General features: G+C 38.5%; 13 protein-coding genes. 11 read left to right on the top strand and 2 right to left on the bottom strand.

The genetic code is table 11. The features are described from left to right. Positions 1-80 precede the first annotated feature (80 nt). The 6 genes from atpB (at position 81) to atpG (ending at position 5189) form a co-directional block, all read left to right on the top strand. Complete coding sequence (gene atpB / locus ACLCDV_RS22350) at positions 81-1169, top strand: F0F1 ATP synthase subunit A (RefSeq protein ID WP_286842904.1); 1089 nt, start codon at positions 81-83, stop codon at positions 1167-1169. Between the two features lie 35 nt (positions 1170-1204). After that, on the top strand, positions 1205-1399 hold the full coding sequence (gene atpE / locus ACLCDV_RS22345; protein ID WP_121127264.1) for an ATP synthase F0 subunit C: 195 nt from the start codon (positions 1205-1207) through the stop codon (positions 1397-1399). A 111-nt stretch (positions 1400-1510) separates the two neighbouring features. Then, positions 1511-2011 (top strand): F0F1 ATP synthase subunit B, encoded by a 501-nt coding sequence (locus ACLCDV_RS22340; protein WP_286884231.1) that lies wholly within the window; start codon positions 1511-1513, stop codon positions 2009-2011. A 29-nt stretch (positions 2012-2040) separates the two neighbouring features. Then, positions 2041-2583 carry an ATP synthase F1 subunit delta gene (atpH, locus tag ACLCDV_RS22335; RefSeq protein ID WP_411972260.1) on the top strand — a complete coding sequence of 181 codons (543 nt, stop codon included), beginning with the start codon at positions 2041-2043 and terminating at the stop codon, positions 2581-2583. A 54-nt stretch (positions 2584-2637) separates the two neighbouring features. Then, a complete protein-coding gene (atpA, locus tag ACLCDV_RS22330) occupies positions 2638-4212 on the top strand; it encodes a F0F1 ATP synthase subunit alpha (RefSeq protein WP_075994168.1) in 1575 nt (524 codons plus the stop codon). Positions 4213-4289: 77 nt separating this feature from the next. Further along, positions 4290-5189, top strand: a complete 900-nt coding sequence (gene atpG / locus ACLCDV_RS22325; protein WP_411972259.1) for an ATP synthase F1 subunit gamma — start codon at positions 4290-4292, stop codon at positions 5187-5189. 73 nt (positions 5190-5262) lie between these two features. Here atpG and ACLCDV_RS22320 read toward each other — a convergent pair whose 3' ends face one another. Beyond that, positions 5263-6309 carry a 3-oxoacyl-ACP synthase III family protein gene (locus ACLCDV_RS22320; RefSeq protein ID WP_411972258.1) on the bottom strand — a complete coding sequence of 349 codons (1047 nt, stop codon included), beginning with the start codon at positions 6307-6309 and terminating at the stop codon, positions 5263-5265. 78 nt (positions 6310-6387) lie between these two features. Here ACLCDV_RS22320 and ACLCDV_RS22315 point away from each other — a divergent pair, with 78 nt between their 5' ends. From ACLCDV_RS22315 to ACLCDV_RS22305, 3 genes are all read left to right on the top strand, one after another. Continuing rightward, positions 6388-6669: an ATP-dependent Clp protease adaptor ClpS gene (locus ACLCDV_RS22315; protein ID WP_046671971.1), complete on the top strand. Its 282-nt coding sequence runs from the start codon at positions 6388-6390 to the stop codon at positions 6667-6669. Between the two features lie 99 nt (positions 6670-6768). Beyond that, the gene (locus ACLCDV_RS22310) at positions 6769-9210 is read left to right on the top strand and encodes a TonB-dependent receptor domain-containing protein (protein WP_411972257.1); all 2442 of its coding nucleotides are present in this window, start codon (positions 6769-6771) and stop codon (positions 9208-9210) included. A gap of 67 nt (positions 9211-9277) precedes the next feature. Next, positions 9278-10087, top strand: a complete 810-nt coding sequence (locus ACLCDV_RS22305) for a DUF1080 domain-containing protein (protein ID WP_083663849.1) — start codon at positions 9278-9280, stop codon at positions 10085-10087. A 32-nt stretch (positions 10088-10119) separates the two neighbouring features. On the opposite strand, the gene ACLCDV_RS22300 is transcribed toward ACLCDV_RS22305, so the two are convergent. After that, on the bottom strand, positions 10120-10824 hold the full coding sequence (locus ACLCDV_RS22300) for a YjjG family noncanonical pyrimidine nucleotidase (protein ID WP_317669562.1): 705 nt from the start codon (positions 10822-10824) through the stop codon (positions 10120-10122). Positions 10825-11035: 211 nt separating this feature from the next. Between ACLCDV_RS22300 and ACLCDV_RS22295 the strand changes: the two genes are divergently transcribed. Together ACLCDV_RS22295 and ACLCDV_RS22290 are read left to right on the top strand one after the other, a co-directional pair. Continuing rightward, positions 11036-11911, top strand: a complete 876-nt coding sequence (locus ACLCDV_RS22295) for a sensor histidine kinase (RefSeq protein ID WP_075994163.1) — start codon at positions 11036-11038, stop codon at positions 11909-11911. Continuing rightward, positions 11901-12608 (top strand): response regulator transcription factor, encoded by a 708-nt coding sequence (locus ACLCDV_RS22290; protein WP_070563139.1) that lies wholly within the window; start codon positions 11901-11903, stop codon positions 12606-12608. Before ACLCDV_RS22295 ends, ACLCDV_RS22290 begins: the two co-directional genes overlap by 11 nt. Positions 12609-12610: the final 2 nt, after the last annotated feature.

Raw genomic sequence — 12610 nt, 5'->3', positions numbered from 1 at the left:
AAGTTTAAACAAATGGTGATTTATGCCAAATAAAATTGTATTTTTGCGCAAAATTTTTTATTATTCAATAGTAATCTGAAATGGTGAATCTTAAGAGAGCACTTTTATTATTTGCAGTAATTTTTCTTGCTGTCAATCCTTTTACCTTAAAAGCAGCTGAGGAAGCGCATGGGGATGCGCCTAAAACCCAGGCTGAGGAAATTAAAGAGTATAGTCAACATCACTTACAGGATGATCATTATTTCTCTTTGTTTACCGATAAAAAAGCAGGAAAACATTATGGTTTTCCATTGCCAGTAATTCTTATTGATAATGGATTGATTGTTTTTTCTTCTGGCGAGTTTCATCATGGTGAGTCTGTTGTGGAGAAAAATGGTCAATACTACACACTTTATCACGGAAAGATCTATAAAACAGACGCTGCTGGTACATTGAGTTACGATGAAAAACATCATCCTACGAATGCAAAACCCCTAGATTTTTCGATTACAAAAAACGTTGTCGGTTTAATATTAGCTGCATTTTTAATGTTTTGGGGCTTTATCTGCCTAGCTAAAACCTATAAAAAAGGTGTGAATAATTTGCCAAAAGGCATCGGTCGTGTTTTAGAGCCATTGGTTTTATATGTACGTGATGAAATGGCTATTCCTAATATCGGTCACCGTTATAAGGAATTTATGCCTTACCTGTTATCGGTATTTTTCCTGATTTTTATTCTAAACTTATTAGGTTTAACACCTCTTGGTTTTAATGTGACGGGAAATATTACAGTCACGTTATGTTTGGCTTTATTTACCTTTTTTGTTATCAATTTCAAAGGAAATAAAGATTATTGGAAGCATATTTTCTGGATGCCGGGTGTTCCAGTTCCTTTTAAAATAGTTTTGGCACCAATTGAGGTGTTGGGTATGTTTACAAAACCCTTCTCCTTAATGTTGCGTTTGTTTGCGAATATTACGGCTGGTCACTCTGTTGTCATGGGTTTGATCGCAATTGTCTATTTATTCCAACAACAGTTGACAGTAGTAGGTAGTATTGGTGTCTCTATGGTATTGACACTTGTTCTATTCTTATTGGAACTTTTAGTAGCTTTTCTTCAAGCATTCATCTTTACGATGTTGTCATCCTTATTTATCGGAATGGCAGTAGAGGAACACGCTCATCATTAATTGAATTTTTTTGTTAAATTTTATATATTAAAAACATGGTAATTCCAAATTTAGTAGGTGCAGGTTTAATCGTAATCGGTGCAGGTTTAGGTTTAGGTAAAATCGGTGGTTCAGCTATGGAAGCTATCGCTCGTCAACCAGAAGCAGCATCTAAAATTCAAACTGCGATGATCATCATTGGTGCCTTAGTTGAAGGTTTAGCATTCGGTGCTTTAATCTTAGGTGCATAATCCAAGTTGATTAAAAAAATTACTAAACACAGTTTGCAACGGTTGGTTGCAGACTGTGTTTAAACAAAAAAATACAAACAAAGGAAAATTATAATTTACAATTGTATATAAATGGAAGCATTAATTAATCAGTTCTCGTACGGTTTGTTCTTTTGGCAACTAATCATCTTATTGGTTGTGATATTTTTATTAGGCAAATTTGCTTGGAAACCTATCGTAAATGCTTTAGATGAACGTGAGCAAGGAATTGCGAATGCATTGGAGGCTGCTGAGAAAGCTAAATTGGAAATGGCTCGTTTGACAAATGAGAACGAACAATTGCTTAAAGAAGCTCGCGCGGAACGTGATGTTATCCTTAAAGAAGCAAAGGAGCTAAAAGAGAAAATTGTTGCTGAAGCGAGAACACAAGCACAGTATGAAGGTTCTAGAATGATTGCTCAAGCAAAAGAGGAGATCAATGAACAAAAGAATAAAGCTTTGGCTGAGGTTAAATCTCAGGTTTCTTCTTTGTCCTTGGATATCGCTCGCAAAGTTTTAAACAAAGAATTTGAGGACCAAGGAAAGCAAGAAGCTTTAGTGGCAGATTTGCTTAATGACGTTAAATTGAACTAATCCGGTCACTTAAATTACGAAATAGAATTATGTCAGTATTTAAAGTAGCATCGAGATATGCTAAGTCATTAATCGACTTGGCTAGCGAGCAAGGCGCACTGGAAACAATCAAGACAGATATGGATTCATTCATTACTGTTTTAAAATCCAGTACAGAATTGCAAGCGGTTTTTGCCAATCCTATTGTTCCTTTGGACAAGAAGAAAAACATATTGGATGCGCTATTTAAAGATAAGATCAATCCAAATATCTTGGCATTCTTTAAGATCATGATCAATAAAGGTCGTGGCGAGATTGTTTATGCCACTGCTCAAGAATTTATTCGTGAGTACAACGAGGTAAAAGGAATTGTGAAAGCTACAGTTACATCTGCAGCGCCGCTTTCTGAAGCTAATTTGGCAGCGATGAAAGATGTACTTGCGAAAGAAACCAACGCTCAAGTGATATTGATCAATAAAGTTGATCATAATTTGATCGGTGGATTTGTAGTCAATATCGGCGATCGCCAAATTGATGCAAGTATTGCTGGTAAGTTGAATAAATTGGAAAGATATTTGAATCAGAATAATTAATTTGTTCTGATACTTGAAGTAAAATAAATCAAAAAACCCCTTATAATAATTAAAATGATAGAGGTAAGACCAGATGAAGTTTCGGCAATTCTAAGAGAGCAATTGTCGGGCTTTAAATCAGAAGCCGAACTAGAGGAAGTGGGTACCGTACTTGCTGTGGGTGACGGTATTGCTCGTATTTACGGCTTAACTAAAGTTCAGTCCGGTGAGTTGGTTGAATTTGATAACGGATTACAAGGTATTGTATTAAACTTAGAAGAAGACAACGTTGGTGTTGTACTTTTAGGTCCTTCTGATGAAATCAAAGAAGGTGATACTATTAAACGTACCAACCGTATTGCATCCATCAAAGTTGGTGAAGGCTTGTTGGGACGTGTTGTAAATACTTTAGGTCAACCAATCGATGGTAAAGGACCTATTCAAGGTGATTTGTATGAAATGCCTATCGAGCGTAAAGCTCCAGGTGTTATCTACCGTCAACCGGTAACTGAGCCATTACAAACAGGTATCAAAGCGATCGATGCGATGATCCCAGTTGGTCGTGGTCAACGTGAGTTGGTTATTGGTGACCGTCAAACAGGTAAAACAGCTGTTTGTATCGATACAATCTTGAACCAAAAAGAATTCTATGATGCAGGAGAACCTGTATTTTGTATCTACGTTGCCGTAGGTCAAAAGAATTCTACAGTTGCGAATATCGTGCGTACATTGGAGGAAAGAGGTGCTATGGCTTATACAGTAGTTGTTGCTGCATCTGCTGCTGATCCTGCTCCACTTCAGTTCTATGCACCAATGGCAGGTGCTGCTATCGGAGAGTTTTTCCGTGATACAGGCCGTCCAGCATTGATCGTTTATGATGATTTGTCTAAACAAGCGGTAGCTTACCGTGAGGTTTCATTATTGTTACGTCGTCCACCGGGCCGCGAAGCATACCCTGGTGACGTATTTTATCTACACAGCCGTTTGTTGGAGCGTGCCGCGAAAATCAACTCTTCAGATGATATCGCACGCAACATGAATGATCTACCTGAGTCGATCAAACACTTGGTAAAAGGCGGTGGTTCATTAACTGCGCTTCCGATCATCGAAACTCAGGCTGGTGACGTTTCAGCGTATATCCCAACCAACGTAATTTCAATTACAGATGGTCAGATCTTCTTGGAGTCTAACTTGTTTAACGCAGGTATCCGTCCAGCGATCAACGTAGGTATCTCTGTATCTCGTGTAGGTGGTAATGCGCAGATCAAACCGATGAAAAAGGTATCCGGCACATTAAAGTTGGATCAAGCTCAGTACCGTGAATTGGAAGCTTTTGCGAAATTCGGTTCTGATCTAGATGCTGCTACTAAATCTGTATTGGATAAAGGTGTTCGTAACGTTGAGATCTTGAAACAAGGTCAATACTCTCCGGTTTCTGTTGAGAAGCAAGTGGCAATCATTTATATCGGAACTAAAGGTTTATTGCGTAATGTTCCTGTAAATAAAGTGAGAGAATTTGAAGAAGAATTCTTGACTCAATTGGAACAACGTCATCCAGAAGTATTGTCAGCTTTTAAAGCGAATAAGTTCTCCGATGAATTAACTGCAGTATTAGAAACAGTAGCTAAGGATTTAGCATCAAAATATTAATAGTAATGAGTATTTGGTATTGAGTCTATCGACAAGGCTCGATACTCAATACTAGGTACTTAATACTTAAAACAAATATGGCAAATTTAAAAGAAGTAAGAAACCGGATTACCTCGGTATCATCAACACAGCAGATCACGAAAGCTATGAAAATGGTTTCGGCTGCTAAATTGAAGCGCGCTACTAACGCTATCTTACAATTGCGCCCATATGCGAATAAACTAAGAGATATTTTGGCGGATGTTTCTGCGAGTGTTGAGGGAAGTAACTCTCCTTTTACAGTAGACCGCGAGCCAAATAAGGTGTTGATCGTTGTTGTTTCTTCGAACAGAGGTTTGGCTGGAGCATTCAACGCAAATGTTATCAAAGCGACTAATAACTTGATCTTTAACAGATATGCCGAGCAACATGCAAAGGGTAATTTGAGTATCATTGGTATTGGTAAAAAGGGTTATGACTTCTACTCGAAACGTAACTTCAACATGGTAGCTAATCACTCTGATTTGTTTTCTGATTTAAATTTTGGTTCTGTATCTGTGGTGACTGAATTTATCATGGAACAATTCAAAGAAGGTAATTTTGATCGTGTTGAAGTAGTGTATAATCAGTTCAAAAATGCAGCAGTTCAAGAGTTGACTGCAGAGCAGATTTTACCATTATTACCTGCGGAGGAAAACAAACAACATACGCATAAAGCAAAAATAGAAGCTGAGGTGGATTATATCATCGAGCCTTCCAAAGAGAAGATTATCGAGGAGTTGATTCCTAAAGCAATCAAGATTCAATTATACAAAGCTGTTTTAGATTCGAATGCCTCTGAACATGGAGCACGTATGACGGCAATGGATAAAGCTACAGAGAATGCTGGTGACTTAATTAAATCACTTAAGCTATCTTACAACCAAGCACGTCAAGCTGCAATTACAACAGAATTGACGGAGATCGTATCTGGTGCAGCAGCATTATCAAACGGATAATTTTTTTATTCGGAAATATAAAGAGAAAGGGCTAATCACACATGATTAGCCCTTTTTCTATATATGCTATTATCTACCATCGAATTAAGGCCGAGCCCCAGGTAAACCCTGCTCCAAAAGCTGCCAAGCATACGAGATCCCCGTCTTTAATCTTTCCTTCTTCCCAAGCCTCGCATAGTGCTATCGGTACAGAGGCTGCTGTGGTATTACCATATTTCTGAATATTGTTGAATACCTGATCTTCCTTTAACCCAAGAGTTTTCTGTACAAATTGGGAAATGCGAAGATTGGCCTGATGTGGAATCAATAAATCGATATCGCTGGTTTTTAAATTATTTTTCGCTAGCGCTTCATGAATGACCTCAGGAAATTTGACAACAGCTTTTTTGAAGACGGCCTGACCATCCATATTTGGAAACGCAGTTCCATCTTCGAGCATCTCTTTGGTCATTAATAATCCGCCCAATTCCTGATCCGGCCAGTCGGGCATTTTATCCAGCCAAATCCCACTGGAAGCTCCGGGGTAATACATCGCTAGCTTTTCAGCATCCGCTCCGTCTGAATGTAAGTGCGTGCTGAGGATTCCTTTACCATTTTCGGTTGTGGGTTGCACAACCACTGCTCCGGCACCATCGCCGAAAATCACGGAGACGGCCCGTCCTCTCGTAGAAAAGTCAAGTGCAAAAGAGTGTTTCTCTGAACCAACCACGAGCACATTTTTGTACATCCCTGTTTTGACAAATTGATCGGCAATAGAAAGCGCATATATAAAGCCAGAACATTGGTTTCTAATATCCAGTGCCCCGACCTCCTTCATCTTCATTTCCCGTTGCAGTAGAACGGCGCAGCCCGGAAAATAATAATCTGGCGATAAGGTGGCAAAGATGATGAAGTCGACATCTTCAGGTGTAATACGAGCTCGTTCGATGGCAATTTTAGCTGCTTCGACCCCCATAGTGGTGGTGGTTTCGCCTATTCGGTCTGCATATCTACGTTCTTTAATGCCAGTTCGTTCTTGAATCCATTCGTCACTGGTATCCATAAAGCGTGTTAGGTCATTATTGGTATATACGTTTTTTGGGACGTAATAGCCAATTCCTGCAATTTTTGACTGTAACATAATAAATTCCTCTAATTGATTGTATTCTTCCCTTTTATATTATCGTTAATTTAGAAAAAAATATTCTATTTTTGCAGCATGGGTACCCAAACTGCTGAAGAAACCTTTACGTTAGAAGAGATATTAGCCTCTGTGAAAGAGTCTAATCGCCTCATTTTGTGGAATGATGAAACCAATACGTTTGAACATGTGATTCATTGTCTCATCTATCATTTACAATATACCGAGAAGCAAGCTGAGAAGATTGCCTGGAAAGTACATACTGAGGGGAAATGTGCTGTACTGGAGGGTACTTATACGGAGATGGAGATCTATCGTAAAATTCTGAAAGCCGAGGGATTGACTGTTTCTGTGGAGTAATTTGCTATTCTTTTGTTACCGTAATAATGTGGTTACGCTTCAATTTTGTCTGTAAGTTTTAGTTTTCTTTGCACTATAACTTATAAACTAAGCTGAAGCATGTTTTTTTACGCTAAATCGTTTAAATCTTTCTTATTTGTATTCTTTTTACCTGTTGTCCTTTTTGCTCAAACAGGTCAAATCAAAGCTATTTTAGTCGATAGCGAAACCTCTAAACCTATTTCATCGGCTAGTGTCGCGCTCTTTGACGCCCATAGTAAAGTCTTTGTTAAGGGCGGACAGTCTGTATCCCAAGGATTCCTTTTGTTGTCTGATATTAAACCTGGAAAATATAATGTCCGTATCACTTATGTTGGCTACGAGACACAAACTATTGATAGTATAGAGATATTAGGGAATAAAAGCAAGGACTTAGGTCGAATTGCTTTGAAGTCTACAGGTAATATGTTGAACGAAGTCGTTATTGAAGGAAGAGCTCCAGCCATGCAAATTGGTATAGACCGTAAAACCTTCAATGTAGGTGAGAGTTTGGTCAGCGCGGGTGGAACAGCGACCGATGTGCTTGCGAATGTTCCCACTTTGCAAGTTGATCAGGATGGATCGGTCAGTTTGCGTGGATCAAGTAGTGTGAAGATTTTAATCGACGGCCGGGAGTCTGCTTTAGCAGGAAATGATGTAACTTCTTTGCTTCAGAGTCTACCAGCCAATTCAATTGAAAAAGTTGAAGTCATCACAAATCCATCCTCTAAATATGATGCAGAGGGCCAAACTGGGATTATCAATATCGTTTTAAAGAAAAATATTCGAACAGGGCTGAACGGATCGATAAATACATCCGCTGGTTCTTATGATAATTATATGGCCGGTATAACATTGAATTATCGTGATCGGAAATTCAATTACTTCGGATCCTATAACTTCAATAAACGAAACATGTTGGGAAGTGGGAAAACGGACAACACGTTTTTTGGTGATAGCACGCGTAATTATAGCGAATCCGAATCGTCAAGAAAGGGCAATAGCCATACGGTAAAAGCTGGGTTTGATTATAATATGTCAGACCGTACTTCATTGAGTTTTTCGGGTAATTTAAGTATACGTGATAACAAGCGAATAGAAGATTTGAATTACGAGTTCTTTAAGCAATCGCAGATGACAGGAACGAGTGTTCGAAATTCAACACAATTTGAAGACGATCTGGGTTATGAATTAAACGCCGACTTTAGACATCAATTTAAGCGAGAAGGAGAGGAGTTGACGGGGAATGCCAGTTATGGGCGAGACAAGGAAGATGGTACAAATGATTTTTCTCAAAATTATACCGATGGACGGAAGGCCACCTCACGGAAGAATGTTACGTCTGAGGATGGCAAGAATATCAATCTTCAATTGGATTATGTTTTACCTTTCTCCGAGGTAAGCAAATTCGAGGCAGGCTACAGGTCTCAAATCAGAAAGTCATTTGATACCCAATTTTCCAGATCACTCGATTCTTTAGGTAATTATGTGCCGGATTATAGAATCAGCAACGATTTTGATTTCACGAGTACTGTCCATGCGATTTATGCGAATTATCAAAATAAATTAACAGATAAAATTGGCTATCAAATCGGACTCCGGGGAGAGCAATTTGAACTCAAGTCCACCTATTTCTCCAAGGATCCAGCTGCAGTGGAAACGGAGTCCAATGCTAAGCAGAAATTTTTCAGGTTATATCCAACACTGTTTTTAACCTACGATGTCGGTGAAAACGGAGATAAAGTTCAATTTAGCTACTCGCGTCGTGTTCAACGGGCTCGTGGTTGGCAAGTTAACCCCTTTTTAAACGTATCCGATGATTTGAATTATCGTCAGGGAAATCCGAATCTGAAACCGGAAGATGTACACAGTTTGGAAATGAGCTTTGCCAAAACCTTTGGTAAAGTAAACCTCATATCTTCTGCCTATTTCAATCACGCAAGTGAGGTTATTCAGCCATTTGTTTACAAGATAGAGGATGGGAGAACATACAGTAGATGGGAGAATATGACCAGTCGTAATCTTTCGGGTTTTGAGTTTATTTCAAAAGTCAACGCAACGAAGGATTTTGACTTTACATTTAATCTCAATTTGATCCACATTCAGTATAATGCAAACCCAGACTACGATATTACAGAACGAAAGGATTTCGCTTATAATGCTAATCTGACCGCTAATTATCGTTTTACACCAACGTTTTCTGCTCAAATAAGAGGCGAATATAATTCTTCGCGTGTAATGGCTCAGGGGCAGATGAATGCCATGAAAGGTGTGGATCTAGCCTTGAAAAAAGATGTGTTCAAGAAGAAAGCTTCGATTATGTTGAATGCGAGAGATGTATTTAATTCGCGAAAAATGAATGGTGTGACAGAGACCACTCAACTTATATCAAATTTTGAGCACCGTTGGATGAAGAGGATGGTAACTTTATCACTTTCCTATCGGTTTGGTAGCCAGGATTTAAACAAATCAAAGAAGAAAGTGTCGAATACAAATGAAATGGGAGGCGGAGAGGAATATTAAAAAATATTCCTCTTTATACACTCAAATGCTTAAATTTAATTTTAAAACAAACCTAAAACTAAAAAGAATGAAGTTATTAAAAACAGTTCTTGCGGTATCGGTGATCGCTTTTTCAGCACATCTTAATACTGCCGTAGCACAAGCAAAAAAAGAGGTTCCTGCTTACAAAATCTTAGATTTACCTCGCGTAGATATCAAGAAATTTAAAAAGAATAAAGCTGGCGCCTATGTTATTTTTGATGGTACTTCCATGGAAGGCTGGAGAGGATATGATAAGACAGTAGTTCCAAAAAGATGGGTGATTAATGAGGGAGCGATCAAATTTGATAGTCAAGCCAATGTTGGTAAAGAAGAAGGTGGTGACTTGGTCTTTGCTCATGATTTCAAGAATTTCGAATTGGAGATGGAATGGAAAGTTGCTAAAGGAGCAAATTCAGGTATCTTCTTTTTAGCGAAGGAAGTGGAAGGACAACCGATTTATATCTCGTCTCCAGAATGTCAGGTTTTGGACAATGAGAACCATCCTGATGCTAAAATGGGGGTAGATGGAAACCGTAAATCGACATCATTGTACGATATGATACCTGCTAAGCCTCAGAATGGTAAGCCATATGGCGAGTGGAATAAAGTTAAGATCAGGGTAAACAATGGCAAGGTAGAGCATTTTCAAAATGGTGTAAAGGTTGTTGAATATACATTATGGGATAAGTCCTGGATTGATTTATTGCAAAAAAGTAAATTCAGTGAGGAAAAATGGCCTTTGGCTTTTGAATTGTTGAGCCATGTGGGTGGCGATAGCAAATCGGGACTTATCGGTCTTCAGGATCATGGAAATGATGTATGGTTTAAGAATATTACCGTTAAGGTTCTAAAATAGAAAAAGCAGCTTAAAGCTGCTTTTTCTATTTTCTATAGTATCGATTGTAATTCTTTTAAGTCGATAATCATATGTGATACATCGTCTGGTTTTTCAATAACATTTGGGTTAAAGAAAATGGCGTCCATGCCTACATTTACGGCTCCACGGATGTCGGCGTCAAGGTTATCTCCGATCATCAATGATTGTTGGGGCTGCGCTTGAGCAGTCGTCATAGCAAACTCAAATATTCGGGGATCCGGTTTATTCACACCGATGACCTCGGAAATAAAAATATGTTTGAAGTATTTGTTTAGGTTGCTCTTTTCCAATTTGGTCTCACAGGCCTCTTTAAAACCATTAGATATTAGGTGAAGATTGTATCTGTCACCCAGATAAGCCAAGGTTTCATGTGCATGGGGAAACAGGTTTGTTTTTTTTGGACAGATAGCGAGATACTCCAGTTCGAATTCTTCAGGAAACAACTCCGGATCCACCCCGAGCTCGGTAAAGGTGTCTGCAAAGCGAGCTTTCCTAAGTTCTGGTTTTGAAATCTTTCCGTGATGATAGAGTCCCCAAAGTCGATGATTGTTAACTGTATAAGTTTCTATAAAACGAGTGGATGATTCTTGATTAAACAAGTGATCAAACTTGTATTTAAAATATAGCTCGTGCAGACTTTCTTCGGCATTTTTATCAAAATCCCATATTGTATGATCTAGGTCGAAGAAAATGTCTTTTTTCTCGTGATTAAACATATGCAAAATTAAAACAAATTAACCTGAAATTCCAAGTCAGTTAGGTTATCTAGTGATGAAATTAAAGGTTACTTTTACTGATACAGGGGGGCCGATGGTTTATATGACTGTTTGGTGATTTTAGTCTTATTGCGAATCGGTTAATTTTCTTCTTTGTGTCATAATCCTTCGGATATTTCCGAATACATGGGTGAATACCTATTTTTGTCACATGAAGAAAGCGCTGTTACTCTTTTATTTTCTATTGTTCTATGCGGTTATGCAACTGATATGGTGGGGCGTGATGTTTATCCGTTTTGATCCGAGTAAAAAGAACATGATCATAGGAGAGGGAATATTCTTCTTGATTATTTTCTTGTGGGGTGCATGGCGGTTGAAGCGGCTGGTTGAAAGGGAGCAGAAACTGCTTCAACAACAGCAGAACTTTCTTTTGGCTATTACGCATGAACTTAAATCGCCATTGGCTTCCGTCAAATTGTATATTCAAACTATTTTGAGGCGTGATCTTGACAAAGAGCAACAACAAACGTTCTTGAGAAACTCGCTGAAGGATATCGAGCGTTTGGATGATCTGGTGGAAAATGTATTGATGACAACCAAGTTGGACAGCCGAAATTACAGTATGCCGAAGGAGGATTTTAATTTTACTGCTTTGGTCGAACAGGTTGTAGATAGGCTTCAAAAGAATTCCTGTAGTTCACAAGTCTTGAAACCTTATTTGGAGGCGGATATCATTATTCATGCAGATAAGTTTGCGATTAGTAATGTGGTTACTAATCTAATAGAAAATGCGATTAAGTATTCGCCGGCATGTGCTATGGTGGATGTGAAATTATACACGGAGAATAATAAAATAATTTTTTCTGTTGCTGACCATGGTATCGGTATCAGTGATGAAGAGAAAAAACTTATCTTTAATAAGTTTTATCGCGTGGGAAGTGAGGCAACACGAAAAACCAAAGGTACAGGTTTGGGGTTATATATCGTGAAAACCGTATTGCAGAAGCACGACGCGATCATAAAAGTTAAAGATAACACTCCTAAAGGGAGTATTTTTGAAGTAACATTTGAAAGAAATGCAAAGTAAACAAAGAATATTACTTGTCGAAGATGAAGAACACTTGTTAGAAGCTATCAAGTTGAATCTCGAAATGGAAGGTTACCGTGTTACTACGGCTACCGATGGAAAAAAAGCATTAAAAGTCTTCAAGGAGGAACGTTTCAACTTGGTGGTTTTGGATGTGATGATTCCCGAAATTGATGGATTCCAGGTGGCTGAAACTATTCGACTGCAAAACACTGAGGTTCCTATCATGTTTTTAACTGCTAAAAACAGCAGTGAGGATAGAATTACAGGTCTTAAGAAAGGGGCGGATGATTATCTGGTAAAACCTTTCAACTTAGAGGAATTGATCCTTCGTGTTGGAAATTTGGTGCGTCGTGGCATGAAACCGGACGATTTGAAAGAACTAAATTCTTACCAAATCGGTGATAAAACGATCTATTTTAATTCGTATGAGCTACATCATGCGGATGGCACGATCACTTCGTTGACAAAGAAGGAAACCATGCTGTTGAAACTGTTGATTGAACGACGTAATGAGGCTGTATCCCGGGAACAAATATTGGAGACCGTATGGAATTACGATGTTTACCCATCTACACGTACCATCGACAATTTTATCTTAACCTTCCGAAAATATTTCGAACCAGATCAAAAGCATCCGATTTATTTCCATTCTATCAGAGGTGTTGGTTATAAGTTTACCGACAATAACGCATAGGT

The sequence above is a fragment of the Sphingobacterium sp. Lzh-3 genome (assembly GCF_046764375.1).
Taxonomy (GTDB): Bacteria; Bacteroidota; Bacteroidia; order Sphingobacteriales; family Sphingobacteriaceae; genus Sphingobacterium.
This window is presented reverse-complemented; position numbering and strand designations above follow the sequence as displayed.